General features: G+C 42.3%; 10 protein-coding genes. 5 read left to right on the forward strand and 5 right to left on the reverse strand.

Features of this window, described 5'->3' with window-relative positions; genetic code table 11:
* Window positions 1-6: 6 nt before the first annotated feature.
* Complete coding sequence (locus NST34_RS08735) at window positions 7-696, reverse strand: Crp/Fnr family transcriptional regulator (protein WP_341127571.1); 690 nt, start codon at window positions 694-696, stop codon at window positions 7-9.
* 80 nt (window positions 697-776) lie between these two features.
* On the opposite strand from NST34_RS08735, the gene NST34_RS08740 reads away from it, so the two are divergent.
* A complete protein-coding gene (locus NST34_RS08740; RefSeq protein WP_445667688.1) occupies window positions 777-1,529 on the forward strand; it encodes an HAD-IIB family hydrolase in 753 nt (250 codons plus the stop codon).
* 156 nt (window positions 1,530-1,685) lie between these two features.
* Here NST34_RS08740 and NST34_RS08745 read toward each other — a convergent pair whose 3' ends face one another.
* The 4 genes from NST34_RS08745 to NST34_RS08760 all read right to left on the reverse strand — a co-directional run bounded on the left by NST34_RS08745 (window position 1,686) and on the right by NST34_RS08760 (window position 5,474).
* Window positions 1,686-2,885, reverse strand: a complete 1,200-nt coding sequence (locus NST34_RS08745; RefSeq protein ID WP_076283420.1) for an MFS transporter — start codon at window positions 2,883-2,885, stop codon at window positions 1,686-1,688.
* Window positions 2,886-2,951: 66 nt separating this feature from the next.
* Window positions 2,952-3,569: a sugar O-acetyltransferase gene (locus NST34_RS08750; protein ID WP_076283349.1), complete on the reverse strand. Its 618-nt coding sequence runs from the start codon at window positions 3,567-3,569 to the stop codon at window positions 2,952-2,954.
* A gap of 74 nt (window positions 3,570-3,643) precedes the next feature.
* Entirely contained in the window at window positions 3,644-4,600 is a 957-nt protein-coding gene (locus NST34_RS08755; protein WP_341129523.1) for an ROK family protein, read from the reverse strand.
* 364 nt (window positions 4,601-4,964) lie between these two features.
* A complete protein-coding gene (locus tag NST34_RS08760) occupies window positions 4,965-5,474 on the reverse strand; it encodes a GNAT family N-acetyltransferase (protein ID WP_341127573.1) in 510 nt (169 codons plus the stop codon).
* Window positions 5,475-5,598: 124 nt separating this feature from the next.
* On the opposite strand from NST34_RS08760, the gene NST34_RS08765 reads away from it, so the two are divergent.
* The 4 genes from NST34_RS08765 to NST34_RS08780 all read left to right on the forward strand — a co-directional run bounded on the left by NST34_RS08765 (window position 5,599) and on the right by NST34_RS08780 (window position 18,257).
* The gene (locus tag NST34_RS08765; RefSeq protein WP_341127574.1) at window positions 5,599-6,456 is read left to right on the forward strand and encodes a LysR family transcriptional regulator; all 858 of its coding nucleotides are present in this window, start codon (window positions 5,599-5,601) and stop codon (window positions 6,454-6,456) included.
* Window positions 6,457-6,566: 110 nt separating this feature from the next.
* Entirely contained in the window at window positions 6,567-9,653 is a 3,087-nt protein-coding gene (locus NST34_RS08770; RefSeq protein WP_341129524.1) for a hybrid sensor histidine kinase/response regulator, read from the forward strand.
* The gene (locus NST34_RS08775) at window positions 9,650-10,762 is read left to right on the forward strand and encodes a response regulator (RefSeq protein WP_341127575.1); all 1,113 of its coding nucleotides are present in this window, start codon (window positions 9,650-9,652) and stop codon (window positions 10,760-10,762) included. Before NST34_RS08770 ends, NST34_RS08775 begins: the two co-directional genes overlap by 4 nt.
* Before the next feature lie 253 nt (window positions 10,763-11,015).
* Complete coding sequence (locus NST34_RS08780) at window positions 11,016-18,257, forward strand: Ig-like domain-containing protein (protein ID WP_341127576.1); 7,242 nt, start codon at window positions 11,016-11,018, stop codon at window positions 18,255-18,257.
* Window positions 18,258-18,388 lie beyond the last annotated feature (131 nt).

Raw genomic sequence — 18,388 nt, forward strand, 5'->3', positions numbered from 1 at the left:
TTTAGGTTATTCAAATCTTATTCCGTTAGACATTTCATCCAAACGATCCCAGTCGAGTACTACAATTTCTTGCTTAACTTTATATAAGATCTCCATGTCGGTGAGTCGCTGAATGACACGGTTTAAATGGCGGGGAGTAGTCCCAATTAACGATGCTATATCTGGGATATAGGGTGTCTGAATTTCTTTTCCAAACTCCCGTTGGAGCTGTATCGTTAATAGATAACTTGCAAACCTTTCCTCGACAGCGCCTAGTAAGTTCGTCCGTGATGCGGATGTGCAGGTTAGAAGCTTGTAAGAAAGATGTTTCAGCAATAAATCTTTAAAGCTATGGTTATCCATTAGGTCAGACTCAACCTTTTGTTTCGGGATAAATAAGAGAGAGGTTTGTTGTACCGCTTCCACTTGGGATTGGACCACAACCTCCTGCACGTATTCAATGTCCCCGAATAATGACAAGGGTGAGCAGAACCGTAATAACAAGGATTTTCCCGTTCCCACACTAGAGTAGACCTTAGTACGCCCCTCCACTTGAAAATAAATTCCGTCCAGCTCATCCCCCTCATGCAAAATGATTTCATTCTGCTCATAGACACGTAACTGAATTAAAGCATGTTTTGATATCGTAAATACTTGATTTAGATTAAATTGGGTAATGTAATGTGCTATAAGATTTGGATCCTGAATAGTTTTCATTGCGTACTCCTTTTTGGACATCGGTCCTTTCTATTATATACGAACTCGTTATTATAGATAAAAAGGGGAGGATACAGATGATGAAATTTATTTTTGATTTAGATGGAACCATATGTTTTAGCGGCAAACCTTTGAGTGAACGAATCGTACAAGCCTTGGATACTCTAATTGAAAAAGGTCATGAGGTTATTTTTGCGTCAGCCCGGCCTATTCGTGATTTATTGCCTGTGTTGCCTGCACATATGCATCATTTTTCAATGGTTGGCGGGAATGGTGCATTTATTGCAAAAGGTGGAGAGGTTATTTCGACGATACATTTTGACGCGCAAACTTCGGACATCCTCTTGAAATTAATAGAAGAGTTTAATGCGGCTTATTTGATTGACAGTCACTGGGATTATTCATATTCGGGTTCTGATGATCATCCCATTCGGAGAAATGTAGATCCAGAACAACGCGCCAAAAATGTAAGTCCATCTGAGCTGGATGAGCTTGTGAAGGTAGTTATTTTGAGCAGTCTGAACGGGGAACAGCTTATACATAAGCTGCAAAATCTGCCTATTGTGATCTACCAGCATGGACAAGAAGATATTATTGATATAAGTCCACAAGGTGTGAACAAATGGACAGGACTAAAGAGATTAGGCGTAGACCCGCAGCAATTTATTGCTTTTGGTAACGATGCTAACGACATAGAAATGTTTAGACATTCCGCTCATTCAGTTTGTGTTGGAGAACACACAGAGCTTGGTGAATTGGCAACGGAAAAGGTGAGCAACGAAGAGGAACAAATTGTTAGAAAAATACTGGGGCTGATGAGTGGGCTGCAGTAGGTGTCTTGGCGGAATCGCGAGAGCAGATGCCATTGTTACGCGTATCATACATGATCTTAGCTCATCGTACAGTGCAGCACATACAGGGAAACTATAGTTCAAATCCAAAAAACCTGCCGATTCAATCGACAGGTTTTTTAAGTAATATAGATGAGGTTAGATAAGTTCTTGGCGGCGATGTAAATAACGATATAGAATACAACCGGATATCGCGCATATCGCTGCACATAATCCGATAAAACCATAACCGGCTTGAAGTCCGCGTAATAAGCCTATTTGCGTCTCTGCACCGTAAAGCCGCTTCACGCCTTCGATCACAGCACCTATAGCATAGTTGCCGATTACGCTACCCACTCCCATTAATGTGACTGTAAATGTGATGGCGGTGTCGCTACCATGTGGATATCTTTTCGCGATAAAAGCCATAACCGTAGGATAAATCATCGCAATCCCGATTCCTGCAGCGGCAAATAGAAATGCGAGCTTTTCTCCACCCAAAATTGCGGCAAACGTACACAGGGCAGAGAAGGCTGAAAAGATGATAAGCGATAGGTTAAATCCAATTTTATCAGTAACCGGCCCCAGCAGGAGCCTTGCTAACGAGAAGCAGAGAAAGAAGGTAGACAGCATCCCAGATGCAGTAACCGTATCCCACAGGTATGCTTTTTCAAGGAAATTCACGAGCCATCCGCCTACAGCAAGCTCCGACACTACTCCGAAGGAAAGGATAAGAACCATTAGCCATAAAGCAGGGTCACGGACAAGCGTTTTTAAGGGAATACGGTCTTCATGTGGAAGATCGTCACCTGGAAAAGTACTCCGTAAGGCAAATATTATAGGCAGTAAAGATAAGCTAAGCATTATTAGATACATTCCGCGCCAATCCAGAGTATGACCGAATATACTTACCGTCATCAGCCCTGTTGCCAGTAGGGGAGCTAACGTGGAACTAAACCCGTAAAAGAAATGGGATAAGTTCATCATGGTCCCGGTATTTTTAACGAAGATACGTGCTCCCAGAATGGCAAGTCCAATCTCAAGCATTCCGTTTCCAATATACATCAGGAAGTATGAAGCCGAGAAGAGGGGATAGCTATGTGAGATGTAAATTAGAACGCCAGAGAATATCATGGATGCGAAAGCGATAATACTGACAGCCTTGATCCCCCACTTACGAACCAATACAGCTGTGAAGGAACAGGCGATCAAATAACCTAGTGCGTTTAGGGATAAAAGGGTACCCAGCTGCTTTTCGTCCAGACTGAAGTCAAACTGAATTCTTGGAATGGCTGGCCCTTTAATATTTTCCGATATCCCAAACACAATAAACCCCAAAAAGATCGTTGCCAATTGCATGGCATAAACCTTATTAAATCCGCCAAAACGCTTTTTCAACGTGAGAACCTCCAGAATCGGGTATCTTTATTGCTCGATGTCTCTGTAGTACTCTTCTTTAAGCTTCTCCCAGTGTTGTTTATCGTCCTCTGTAATTTCTCTTAGCACTCTGCAAGGATTCCCCACTGCGATTACATTGTCAGGTATATCTTTAGTTACGACAGAGCCTGCGCCGATGATTACATTGTTGCCGATATTTACCCCGGGATTGATAACGGCATTTCCGCCAACCCAGACATTGTTTCCAATGGTAATCGGTGTACCGAATTCGAGCAGACTAATACGAACGTCCGCATCTATGGGGTGGCCAGCGGTATATACACTTACTCTAGGTCCAAAGAGAACATTCTCACCTATCGTTACTTTTGCTACGTCCAGGATAATGCAGTCGAAATTGGCGTAAAAGTTATTTCCGACGGTAATATTGCTGCCATAATCGCAGCGGAAAGGTGGCTCAATATGCAACGATTCACCCGTAGACTCGAATAATTGCTTAAGTAATTCTACTCTATATTCGCCTTGTTCTTCCGTCGTATTGTTAAATAAACGAGTGAGCATTCTGGATTTTTTGCTATCTCTAGCTAATTCTTCTCCACCAGCCATGTAAAGCTTTCCTGCAATCATATTCTCTTTGTTTGTTGCCATTCGTATTTCCTCCTGAAGTTCTTGTTGGTTTTAGATCCAATCCATAATGCAAATGTTAGGGTCATAAAAAATACTTACCGGCGCTTCTCAACCAGCTGCAACGAATAGGTCAAGCTTTCCAGCGTGATCGCAATTAATCCGTCCATGTAATAATCATCAGGGTGATCCAGCACAATTAGATGAGGCATATGCTCTTCTGGAATGAATGCCAGACAACTTTGATAGATATGTGGCACATCCTCTTGTCTAACTTGTTCACCTGTGAGCGCAATCGTCTCAGGGTTAATAACTGCCGTCAATGAAGCGATGGTATGAGCTGCCAATGGGATAAACGTTTCTGTCTGCCCCAAACGAATGAATTGCTCGTCACGCGAGATTCCAAACGGTAAAAATGAGACTTCGCCCGCGAATCTAGTATTGCCTTTGTGGATATGCCCGTCGATCATCATCCCTGCACCTGGAAAGGCACCTTTGATAAAGGTCAACACGACGATGGTCTTATCCTCTTCGTAATCCTGCTGGTTATAGAATCCGTAAACGGTTAGATTCATGTCATTTTCAACTGTGACTTCAACCTCGTATTTCTCTCTGAGGAGTGACTCTAAGGGTGCATGAATTAAAGTGTTGATATCACAAATATTGATGACACCTCGGTGAACCAGTCCCGGGATTCCAATGCCAACGGCTTTGATGTTGTTATAGGCTTGAATTAGTGTGCCTACTAAATGATCAATGGTTGTAGCGTCAATACTCTCAGCCTTGATATATCCATCATCTACACGTTCGCCAACGGAATTTGTTACTGCATAGGTTAAGGATTGTTGGCCATCTTCAATTTTGGCATAGATGCCTGCGATGTAGGAGAAATCGACATTATAGATGAATCTTCGGGCCGGCCGACCTCCATTCGAAGCCTCCAGCTCCGTCTCAATGACTTCACCTGTCTCCATAAGCTCATTTAGAATATTTCCGCAAGTGGCAATACTTAACCCGGTGGCGGTAGCAATCGTTGATTTGGTTCCTTCTTTCATCGATTTCAAGGCTTGCTTGATGAGCTCCTGATTTATCTTTTTAACACGAATAGAATTGTTTGCGATTTGGTTTATTTTATTCACCTCTAGACTTTTGAAAATAGTTATTAAAAGTGTTATCAATACTATAACTTGGTGTTTCACAAATGTCTATATTAGTTGAACTTAAGATTTTTCTATATAAGGTAATTGTGTGACTGCGGTGAATGCTTGGACTTCCGGCCGCTGTTGTCCCCAGATTTCTTGATTATATACCGTGTTTCACGGTTGAAATCCGGAGACAAAGGCGGGCGCTATCGCTCCTACAGTTCCAAGCTTCCCCTCTGCCACTCTTCCTTTTAGAATGTTTTTAAGTTCAAAATGTCTAGCCAATGATCTTATAATAAAAAATCGTCGCATGTAATTCGCCGTTAGCTGATATTGCATAACTCGGTATACGTCCAGCTTGTATGTAATCCATTGAAGTATAAAGGAGATTGGAAGGGTCGCCTTCTCTTGTATCAAGCACTAATAACGATCGTTCTTCCTGCTTAGCTCTTTCTTCAGCCTTTTCCATAAGAGAACGAGCAATACCATTACGACGATAATTAGGGTGTGTCATTAGCTTTGCGATTTCGGCTCGGTGTCTTCCGTTTGCTTTTGTACATAAATGTAGTTGTACACTTCCCACGATAATATCATTCATTGTTGCGACAAAAAGAATCACATCGGGCGCCAAAACATTGTGCCAATATGATGTAGAGTCTGACGGATCTAAGGGTGGTAAAAAACCAATGGAGGCTCCATCCTCCACCACCTGTATTAGAAGCTTTGAAAGCTCATTAATAGATTCCTTAATCGTAAATAATTGTTTGATTCTGACATTGCTAACCATATAAATTCCTCCAGCACTTATAAGTTTAAAAATATAGCGAAATCATAACTGAATACATATAATTTGTATAACGAATTTTATAGATCATAATCATTAATATTTTGAATCGTAGAGGGTGTTATCCATGGACTTATCTCAATTAGAAGCTTTTTTGGCGGTATGCAGAATTCGAAATTTCACCAAAGCCTCAGAGCATCTACATATCTCCCAGTCCGCCGTTACCGCAAGAATAAAAGCTTTAGAAAACTCGGTGGGCAAGGTGCTCTTTACACGTGATAACCGGAATGTTAGCTTAACGCAGGCAGGGATATCTTTTGTTCCATATGCTGAGCGGATGCTTCGTTTGTTTGAAGAGAGTAAGGTGACTCTATCCGAAGAACTGGAGAACTATATCATTTTGAGTGGACCCGGATCCGTATGGCATTATTATTACCTGCAGCATATTCTTTCATTTAGACGTGATCATCCCAAGGTAGCCATCAAATTCCTAAGTTATATTGATTCTAGCTATATGATACGTGATCTTTTACTGGATGGAATAGTCCAGGTTGCGATTAAATATGACCCGCCGGAACATCCTAAGGTGACCAGACATCTCCTGTTTGAAGATGAGATTATTCTGGTCTCCACACAATTAAGAGAAACGCCTGTAAGTAGGGAGGATTTTTTTCAGCGGGAGTATTGTCATTTAGAGTGGGGAGGTCCGTTTCCGGAATGGTTTACTAGTATCGTTGGAGCGGGCTATGTACCTATACTTCAGACTGATCACTCGATGATTATGCTGGACATGCTGCTACTAGGAGCAGGCTTTGGATTTCTACCACGATCTATAGCCCAACCTTATCTCGATCAACAGAAGCTATTTCAACTTCAATGTGCGTTAGACACGCCGATTATAAAAGCTTACGCTCTTTATTTAACTGAGAATGTAGAAGATATTCGTGTACGGCTTGGGCTGGAGATGCTTGGGGTGGATAGGTAAACAGTGTCTGGAAGTAACTTACAGGCGGGACTTTGAGAGATTTTTGTGAGAGCAGCGGGGTAGAATGGTAGAATTACTCGCTGGTGAGAGGAGCCTGAAGGTTGAGGACGATGAAATATCGTGGAATAGTTGGGATGGGGTTGTTTTTTATCCTTGCCTTTTCCCTATTAGTAAGTATTATTTCCCCAACGATTCAGGACCAAGATACCCCGGTGGCCAAGCAGGGCGTACTGGATTTGTCGAGATGGGACTTTGAGAAACAGGGATTAGTTGATCTAGACGGAGAATGGGAGTTTTATGAAAATAAATTACTGAGTCCATCTGAGATTCAGCAAAGTATAGATAAGAAATCTACATATCTATCTGTCCCAGGCACATGGAAAGGCAAGATCATAGAAGATGGAATGGACCGTAAAGGGGCTGGCACCTATCGACTTAAAGTGTTGGTCAAAGATTCGGATGAGATTCTTGGTTTGAAAATAAGAAGTATCCGTATGTCTCAAAAGTTATTTATCAATGGGAAGCAGGAAGGAGAGGACGGGGTTCCTTCAACAGAAAGTGAGTCATTTAAGCCAGGGAATACTCCGTATACGGTATTTTTTCAGTCTAATACCCAAGAGATAGAAATTGTAATTCAAGTGTCTAACTTCAACTTTATTACTGGGGGAATCGTAAATTCAATCCCACTGGGCGTGCACACGGATATTACAAAACTGAACAGTATTCAGACGGGTACTGACATTGGAATTATATTGATCCTGGGGATGTTTGGAGCATATCATCTCAGCTTCTATTTCGTTGGGCGTAGAGAAAAGGCCTATTTGCTCAGCGGTTTATATTTGCTTATTCTTTCTTTGAACAATTCTCTATATGGAGAGAAGATATTTCAACAGTTATTACCCCATTTCCCTTTTGAATCAACTTACAAGCTATTGGAAATAAGCCAGTTTGTCGGTTCGATTATCATTATTATGTTTTACTGCTCGGTCGAGTCCCGGTTGATGTCAAGTAAGAGGATGAAGATTGTGTTGTCTCCATTTGTCCTATATCTTGTATCGGTTTTGGTGCTCCCGTATGGTGTACACATTCGTATGAAGTATCTATTTGTAACCTATCTTGGAATCGTTATGGTGGTAATCATAGTCAGAATGATCTATTTATATGTTCGCAGCCAGAGCCAGACGACGGATCGAAAAGAACTGTTTTTGTTCATTGGCGGTGCGATTTCGCTCCTGATATTTTTCTTTGATGTAAGTCTTTACTCTGAAAATGTTCTGCAGACCGATTTGGTGGGTAAATGCGGAGTCATTGGTTTTATTGTTTTCTTCAATATTATGTTAGCTGTACGATTCTCAAATACTTATGATAAGACGGAAATGCTGTCCCGTCAGTTGCTAATCTCGAACCAGCTTAAAGATGAATTTCTGATGAACACTTCTCATGAGATCAAAACTCCGCTGCATGGCATTATGAATATGACATCCTTTTTATTAGAAGATGGCGAAGATAATCTGTATCCATTACAGAAACAGAATCTTTGGTTAATTAAGGACACTTCTACAAAGCTGTCAATGCTCATTCAGGATTTGATTGATGTTAGTCTTTTGAAGCATGGAGAATTACGACTACAGCAGACAGTGGTTGATCTAAGGGTGGCTTCACAAATTGTATTTGATGTGTTGCAGTTTGAGCTCGCAGGGAAATCTGTGCGATTAGATAATCAGGTGGAACCCGATGTGTGGGTGATTGCGGATGATAGTCGATTAAGACAAGTCATGTACAATTTAGTTCACAATGCGATCAAGCATACGGATAAAGGATTTATTACCATAAAAGCTTATGTAGAGGGAAATACAGTATCTGTTACGGTTGAAGATTCAGGAACTGGGATATCCCCTGATATGCATACCGCCATATTTGAATATTTTGAACAAGTCGATAAACCACTTCCGCAAGATGGTTACACAGGAATGGGTGTGGGTCTGTATATTAGCAGAAAGCTAATTGAGCGGATGGGCGGTGAGATTCGGGTGGATTGGTCTGAGGTTGGTCAAGGCACTCGAATGATCTTCACCTTGCCCAAAATCGAGCGGATCCCAGGCTACCGCGAAGTAGCAGCTACAGGGGTGGGGCAGCACGCGCATTTTGAGCAGACCTCGCTAGATATAGTGGATCAGAGTGGATATACGATCCTAATTGTGGATGATGAGGCCTCTAACATTCATATTCTGCTGAATATTTTAAGACGGCATCATTACAATGTAATTACGGCGTTTTCAGCGAATGAAGCAATGGACAAAATGGAGCAATACCCTAATATGGACCTAGTTATATTAGATGTCATGATGCCGGGGATTTCAGGAATTGAGTTGTGCCGAACGTTGCGGGTGCGTTACTCCATTCTGGATTTACCTATTTTGTTTGCTACAGTAAAAGACGCGCCAACAGATATTGCGCTTGGCTTCAGGGCTGGGGCGAATGATTATATAACTAAACCATTTGATGGAGAAACGCTGATTGCGAGAATTCAAACGCTGATTGCAATGAAGACATCGATACAAGAAGCGATACGAAATGAGTATGCCTTTCATCAAGCGCAAATCAAACCGCATTTTCTGTATAACGCACTGAGCAGTGTGATCTCTTTCTGTTATACAGATGGAGAGAAAGCCGCCTATTTGTTATCCATGTTAAGTCAATACATCCGTTATATTCTCGATATGGACCGATCCACTTTAGTTGTTCCTTTGCACCGGGAGTTAGAGCTGATTCAAGCCTACGTGGAGATCGAAAAAGCGCGTTTTGGAGAACGGTTTGATTTTATTTTTTATATGGATGAGGGTCTGCGTTCTGTTGAAATCCCTTCCTTATGTATTCAGCCATTTGTTGAAAATGCGATCAGACATGGATTGTTTGAAAAAGAGGGTCAGGGCAGAGTTTCGCTCACGGTTCAAGCAGGTAGTAACTATATGAAAGTTATCATCGAAGATGATGGTGTGGGTATGCCAGATGACTTGCTATATCAATTAACTGGAGACGAGCAGCCGGATGGCAGTATTGGAATCCATAACATTCGAAAGCGTCTAGGCGCTATACCCGGAGCTACCCTAACCATTCATTCCGACCTTGGGTTTGGGACCAAAGTAACAATGTATTTACCAGCAAGCCTTGGGGGCATGGAGGGAGAAACACGATGATTCGTGTAGTGATTGTTGAAGATGAGAAGCCAATTTTGAATTTGATGAAGGTACTGATCGGTCGTAATCCAGATTATACCATTAGCGGGGCCTTCTCAAATCCATTAGAGGCACTGGAGTGCATACCTGATTTACAACCGGATGTCGTGTTTATAGATGTTGAAATGCCTAAGATGAATGGTATTGAGCTGGCAAGCAGAATTCAGAAGCTGATGCATCAACCGGAAATTGTATTTACAACAGCTTACAAGAATTATGCACTGGAAGCGTTCGAGGTTAGTGCACTAGATTATATACTTAAGCCAATAACTCCCGAAGCGATCAACAGGGTTACTGAACGACTTGTTAAACGAATGAGACCTGCGGTGATCCTAGAGCCAAAGAAAACGGGGCCTATGATCCGCTGTTTTGGCGGATTTGAAGTTTGTGATTCAGAAGGAAAGCCCATTCATTTTCGAACGCGCAGAGCAGAGGAATTATTCGCATATTTTCTATGTAATGCAGGTCGTTATATCAGTAAATGGAGAATAATTGATTTGTTATGGCCAGATATGCAGGATGAGAGAGGGGCATCCAACCTGTATAATACGATTTACCTCTTGAAAAAAATGCTAAAAGAAAAGGGCTTCGGCATGGAAATCCGTAAAATGAATGATGGTTATATGCTGGAGACCGGAAATGAAAGTTATGATGCTCTTGATTATCAAAGGTTTCATTTAGAAATGGCTGAAGGGAAAGAAAACACTACTCAAATGGAGCGGCTTTGTTTCTTATATCAGGGGCCCCTGCTGGATGGGAAGCCTTATCTATGGAAGATTTCGCTGGAGGAAGCTTACTGCAAGTATTTTACAACCTGGACTCGATTGCTAGTGGACAGTGATTGTGCTGCTCAGGACTGGCATAAAGCGGAGCAACGATTAGAAAAGTTCTTGGGTTTATATCCTCTTCATGAAGAGATGAACGAGCAAATGATTGATATATATGCTAGGCTCGGAAATAAGGATAAGATCGCACGGCTCTATGAGAAATTCGAGATTGCTTATCGTTCGGAGCTGGGCATGGTTCCTTCATCAGAGTTTAAAGAACGTGTAGCTGCATATCTGGCCTAGTATTTATATGAAAAAAGTTACAGCAGAGAGAGAAATCTCTCTGTTTTTTTCTTTTGTTCGGCATTAACCGACAATTTGTGAGAATTTGGTGAGTTGTGGTTGATATGATTTTCCTAAACATGGGAGTAACAAAATACATAGGAAAGAAGTTGAGAGTGTGCTTCGATTAGTCAGGTCCAAGAAGGCAATCAGCATTCTGTTAGTTGTATTACTGGTCAACATAAGCTCGTCCCTATTTATTAGAGGCGGAGAAATGGCTTACGCTGACTCTGCGGATATGGATACGACATCGGTATTTCAGAAGGCATATGTTACAAGTTTTATGAGTGGTGTAGTGGATGTAATAGATTTAACGAATTTATCGGTGGAAAAGGCGAAGATCAAGGTGGGAAATCAGCCGAATAGCGCCGCCATTAATCCGAATAAGACCCAGGTCTTTGTAACTAACAGAGCGGATGGGACTGTTTCTGTTATAGATCCATCCACTGACACTGTGATTTCAACCATTGCAGTGGGGACGTGGCCTCATGGCGTTGCATTTAACTCAGACGGCAGTAAAGCCTATGTGGCCAATTACTCCAGTAACTCTGTTTCAGTGATCAATACAGCTACGCTTTCAGTGATACGTACAATATCTGTAAGTGATAATCCAGTAGCAATGGTGGTGATTGGAGATCGTCTGTATTTAACCCAATCCGGTAGAAGTGAGGTCTCTGTACTGGATGTTAAGAGCGACACTGTGATTTCTAAAATTCCGGTATCTTCGTCACCCTATGGTCTTTCAGTTAATCCCGCGGGCTCCAAGATCTACGTAGCGACAGTTTCAGGTACTACTTTAGATGTGATTGATACAGTAACAAATAAAGTGGAAGCTACCATTCCTGTTGGTGGTCCAGCTTACGCAACAGAAGTCAGTCCGGATGGGAGTAAGGTTTATGTAGTTAACGCTTTAAGTAATTCGGTTACTGTTGTCAATGCAATAACGAATCAGGTGGAAACAACTATGAGTGTGGGTTCTACGCCATATGTAATTGGTCTCTCCAAAGATGGGAGTCAAGCATTTACGGTTAATTATGGTGCTAGCAATATGAGTGTAATAGATACAACAAAAAATACAGTAATAAAAACTATAAATCTCAGCCCAGGACCTTTTATGGTAGGTACCTTCATGGTTCCTGTAGCTGTAGCTGTTAATACAGACCCCGGGAATAGTGGTGGTCCAGAGGATAAAGATGCGCCGATAGTATCGACATATGCCCCTGAGAAAAATGCGCAGAATGTAAAGGTCGACTCAGACCTTACGTTGACCTTTAATGAAGGTGTAAAGGCCGTTTCGGGTAAAAATATATCGATTTGGAAACCACAAGTTACTTCTAACGCCAGTGGTTCCGAATATCCGGAGGTGCTTGCAAACTCAACCAAAATAGAGACGATCGCCGCTGATGATACAAGTAAAGTGACGATTTCGAACAATGTTGTAAAGATCAACCCAGCTGCTGACCTAGATTATAAAACGAATTATTTCGTGAAGATCGACCCGGCAGCGTTTAAGGATTCAGCAGGTAATCTCTATGAGGGATTGAATGGAGAGATAGAGATTCTTGATGGCCAAGTCCATGTGCCGGATGGCTTCACGGGTGCTGAGGTATGGGATTTCAAAACAGGCGCCGGTAATGATACCACTGCACCTATAGCAACAGAGTTCTCTCCTGCGAAGAAAGAATTGAATGTAGCAACAGATGCTAATTTGACTCTAACTTTTAGTGAAAACGTACGAGCGGGCAGGGGGAAATTTATAAGGATTATGGTACCGGGAACAATGTTCTCGGATGGATCATCTAACAATTATACTGAGGCTGTCGAGTTCGAACGGATTTCCACGAGTGATACTACAAAAGTGACGATTTCAGGCAATAAAGTTACGATCAATCCAGTAAAAAACATGGCAAATAATAAATATTATTATGTAACCATGGATAGTGGAGCTTTCCAAGATACCTTCAATAATGATTATGTTGGGATTGCCACTTCGGTACAGTATATTAATAATGTACTAATGGAGATTGGCACAGCTCCGTGGTATTTCAAAACAGGAGCCCCAGCTGATCTAGTCGCGCCAACGGTATTGGGATTGACTCCTACCAATGATGCCAAGGATGTTCCAGTGAATACCAACCTCGTATTGGCGTTCAGCGAAAATATCAAGGTGACTGGTAAAACGATCAAGATTCTTAACAAGGCAGACGACAGTGTTATAGAGACGATTACAGCGAGTGATCCTACGAAAGTTACGGTATCTGGAAACAAAATATCGATTAAGCCTGCTACAGATTTGACGTATGGTACTGGGTACTACGTGCAGATTGAAGCTGGAGCTGTTCAAGATATCGCAGGTAATAGCTATGCAGGTATCAGTGACAAGACGAAATGGAACTTCACAACAGTGGCACCAGATGAAACTGCTCCAACAGTGACCTCTTTGGCACCCGCTATTAATGCAACAAAAGTACCTCTGAACACGGAACTCACTGTCAAGTTCAGCGAGAAAGTAAGGGCATTAGTGGGGGAAGAAAAATATATTAGAATCATGTTACCGGGTAGTGCTTTTTATTCTGAAGATTATTATGAATCTCATCCCCCTGAAGAGGTAGAATTGATTGCTATTGATGATACTAATAAAGTAACAATCACAGGGAACGTAGTAACGATTAAACAGACCAAATTGGATTATGGCCGAGAATACTATGTAACCATTGATCAAGGTGCTTTGGTAGATATAGCAGGAAACAGCTATGAAGGTCTATACGGTTTTGCGGAATATAGACATTTCTCAGGGTCACCTGCGGTAGGTAAGGAAGTAGCAGAAAATACATGGATCTTTGAAATGGTAGCCAAACCGGATACTACACTACCAACTGTAACGACACTATCTCCTGCTGATGAAGCAACAAATGTTGGAGTGGACTCCGATTTGAAGCTTACGTTTAGTGAAAATGTACTAGGTGTGACAGGCAAAAAGGTTATGCTCAAAAAGGAGCTCGATAACAGTACTGTTTATACGTTTGATATGGGCGATATAACCAGTGTTAGCGTCTCAGGCAAAACAGTGAGGATCAATCCTTATTTGATGCTGTCAGATCATGACGGAAAATATATGGACTACAATACGAAATATTATGTACAGGTTGATGCCGGAGCAATAAAGGATGCGAAAGGTAACGCTTTTGCAGGGATTACGGATAAGACCACTTGGAACTTCACGACAGGATTAGCTCCAGATAAGACGGATCTTACGGCTACATCATATTCGCCGGTAAAAGGGGCTACGAATGTAGCAGCGGATACAAGTTTGAAGCTGACATTCAATTCAGCTGTTCAAGATGTGTGGGGTAAAAAAATTGAAATTCGCAAGAAATCTGATGATAGTGTTGTCTACAGCTTCGAAACAGGTGCTATGGGCGTCAATGTATTGGGTAACACCGTAACGTTTAATCCAATGATTGTAACGCCTGGCAACGGTGTGAAAGTGGGCTATCTACAACCAAGTACAGAATATTATGTCCTTGTTGCAGCTGGGGCGTTTAAGGATGCTGCCGATAACAAGTACGCTGGAATTACGGATAAAGCAGCTTGGACGTTTACGACTGAACCAGATACGGATGGGGACGGTATCCCAGATAGCTTAGATCCATTCCCAACCGACCCAACAAAGCCAGGTAACGGTGGTGAACTGGATACAGACGGAGATGGTATTCCAGACAGTCTAGATCCAGACGATGATAACGATGGCCTGACGGATGAACAGGAAATCGTGCTCGGAACAGATCCGAAGAAGGCAGATACAGACGGCGATGGAATCAACGATAAGGATGATCCCTTCCCGACGGATGCAACGAAACCGGGAAAAGTCGGTGATGAGTTGGATACAGACGGAGATGGTATTCCGGACAGTCTAGATCCAGACGACGATAATGATGGCCTGAGCGATGAACAGGAACTCATTAATGGAACTAATCCGAAGCATCCAGATACAGATTATGACGGAATCAATGATAAGGATGATCCGTTCCCAACAGATCCGACGAAGCCAGGTAACGGTGGTCAACTGGATACAGACGGTGATGGTATTCCAGATAGTCTAGATCCAGACGATGATAACGACGGTCTGACAGATGAGCAGGAAATCGTGCTCGGAACAGATCCGAAGAAGGCAGATACGGATGGCGATGGAATCAACGATAAGGATGATCCCTTCCCGACGGATGCAACGAAACCGGGAAAAGTCGGTGATGAGCTGGATACAGATGGAGACGGCATTCCAGATAGTCTAGATCCAGATGATGATAATGATGGCCTGAGCGATGAACAAGAAATCGTGCTAGGCACCAATCCGAAGCATCCAGACACAGATCATGACGGAATCAATGATAAGGATGATCCATTCCCAACAGATCCGACAAAGCCAGGTAACGGTGGTGGTGAGCTGGATACCGACGGCGATGGTATTCCAGATAGACTAGATCCAGACGATGATAACGATGGCCTGACGGATGAACAGGAAATAGTGCTTGGAACAGATCCGAAAAAGGCGGATACAGACGGCGATGGAATCAACGATAAGGATGATCCCTTCCCGACGGATGCAACGAAACCGGGAAAAGTCGGTGATGAGTTGGATACCGACGGAGATGGCATTCCGGACAGTCTAGATCCAGATGATGATAATGATGGCCTGACCGATGAACAGGAACTCATTAACGGAACTAATCCAAAGCATCCAGATACAGATCATGACAGAATCAATGATAAGGATGATCCATTCCCATTGGATCCGACAAAGCCAGGTAACGGCGGTCAACTGGATACAGACGGAGATGGTATTCCAGATAGTCTAGATCCAGATGATGATAACGACGGTCTGACAGATGAGCAGGAAATCGTGCTTGGCACAGATCCGAAAAAGGCGGATACAGACGGCGATGGAATCAATGATAAGGATGATCCCTTCCCGACGGATGCAACGAAACCGGGAAAAGTCGGTGACGAGTTGGATACCGACGGAGATGGTATTCCGGATAGTCTAGATCCGGATGATGATAATGATGGCCTGAGCGATGAACAAGAAATCGTGCTAGGCACCAATCCGAAGCATCCAGATACAGATCATGACGGAATCAATGATAAGGATGATCCATTCCCAACGGATCCAACGAAGCCAGGTAACGGTGGTGAACTGGATACAGATGGAGATGGTATTCCAGATAGTCTAGATCCAGATGATGATAACGACGGTCTGACAGATGAGCAGGAAATCGTGCTCGGAACAGATCCAAAAAAGGCGGATACAGACGGCGATGGAATCAACGATAAGGATGATCCGTTCCCAACGGATGCCACGAAGCCATCCTTAAGTCATTTAATAAATGATTACAATAAGTTGGATATTATCTATGGTGCAGGGGATCATGCGAAACATGTGACCAAAACGTTATATTTGACTGAAAAAGGTTCTTCTGGAAATACATCAATCACTTGGGAATCAAGTAAACCTGATGTCGTTAGTGCAACGGGTAAAGTAGTTCAGCCTGGACCTGATGAAAGTGATATCGAAGTCACTTTAACTGCAACGATTCTTGACAAAGAGACTGGTGAAAAGCGTACAAAGACATTTAAAGTGACCATTGTCAGAATGTCAGATGAGGATGCTGTTAGAGATGCTGCTAAAGCATTAGGGGTAGATAAGGCTTTTAAATTCTCGGATGGAGATACATGGGAGTCAGTTACAAATGAATTCTTGTTGCTTGGTACAGGAAAACATGGAACGAAGATTACATGGACCTCGACCAATATCGATGTTCTTAAGCTATCCAGCAAAGATGGTGAAGAACATGGTACCGTGAACAGACCTGAAGTTGGTGATAAGAATGTAATTGTTACCGCTACGATCTCTAAGGGTACCGCCAAAATCACAAAGAGTTTCCTTCTGGTTGTTACTAACAAGAACATAGTGAAGGAAAAAGAAAATACACGCCAAGAGAGCGGAAGAACGGCTGATGTAAAGGCAAACGCAAATGACATGATTCACACGGAGAGTCTGAACATACTCAGAACAACGCTCAGCAATCAGGTTAAGATTGATACTGTTATCGTTGATCCGTCAAAAGTGGAAAGTCTGACGAATTCTTTTAATCCTCAGGATGGAGATATTAACAACCGGACGCTAACTGTTGAAATTAAGCAGCAAGCAGATGATAAGGCAGATGAGATTGCCATAGAGATTCCAGCTGCAGCTGTTTCAGCACTGGCTGACAGAAATGCGGGTATGAATATCTTTACCGATGAAGGTTCTGTAAAGTTGAGTCAGGAAGCTTTAAAAGACGCAGCAGCTAAGGGTACAGATCTTTATTTCCGAATTGTACCGATTAAGAACGTACAAGAGGATAGTGAGGCTAAAAAAGCAGCGAATACTGACCCTAAGGTTACTTTAGCCGCTGCTGGGAATCAGATTAACTTACTGGGTCTTCCAAGAAAGATTGAAACAAACTTTGGTGGATTTACCACAAAGGTTGTTCTCCCATTAAGTGGAATTACCATTCCAACTGAGAATAGACAAGCTTTCCTAGACGCTTTAAAGGTGTTCATCGAACATACGGATGGCACGACAGAGTTGGTATCAGGAACTATTCAATATGAGAACGGCGTAGCAAAAGGGATCCAATTTGAGATTTCGAAGTTCAGTCGTTTTCAAATCGTCAGTTTCTCCGCTCAGCCGAATAAAGAGAATAATTCGGAAGGAACGAACACGTCCGGTGGCACTACAATCACTAATCCTACTAAAAATAGTGGCACGGACAAGGAACAACCTAACAATCCAAATGTAGTCCATGAATCGCATAAAGGATATATTTTAGGCTATGCGGATGGCAGCTTCAACCCGGAACGAATGATTACCCGTGCGGAAATGGCAACGATTTTGGCACGGTTATGGGGTAAGAATGAAGCACAAGTTTCCTCATCTTATAAAGATGTAGATACAACTTATTGGGCTTTGCAGTCTATTAGTATAGTTACAGCACAAGGATTAATGAAGGGGTATGAAGATGGCAGCTTTAAGCCGAATCAGCTAATTACTCGTGCAGAAATGGCTATCATTGTAGAGCGCTTGCTGGATAATGCACAAAGTGGTACCAGCAGCTTTAAAGACATTAATAGTGGACATTGGGCAAAAAATGCGATTGATGGGGCCAAAGCAACTGGTATTATCAACGGATATTTGGATGGAACATTCCGTCCGAATCAGACATTAACTCGTGCAGAAGCCGTTGTGATGATTAACAGACTTTTGGGCAGAGGACCATTGCATGGAGCACAGCAGAAGTGGAAAGACGTCAGCGATAAACACTGGGCGTACGGACACATTCAGGAAGCTAGTATGAACCATTCCTTTGAGAGACAGCAAATTGGTGGAGAGCAATACATTCCTGAGGTAAAATAAATGAATCTTTTATAAGTGAATAAATATTTTTTAAAAAGAGAACCCCCTTACGCTATACGGTATCTATATACTGTTAGCGGTAAGGGGATTTTTTTGTGTAACTTTTCTTTTATAAGTTTTTTCTACTATCA

It is taken from the genome of Paenibacillus sp. FSL H7-0714, from assembly GCF_038003765.1.
In the GTDB taxonomy this organism is placed as follows: Bacteria; Bacillota; Bacilli; order Paenibacillales; family Paenibacillaceae; genus Paenibacillus_AQ.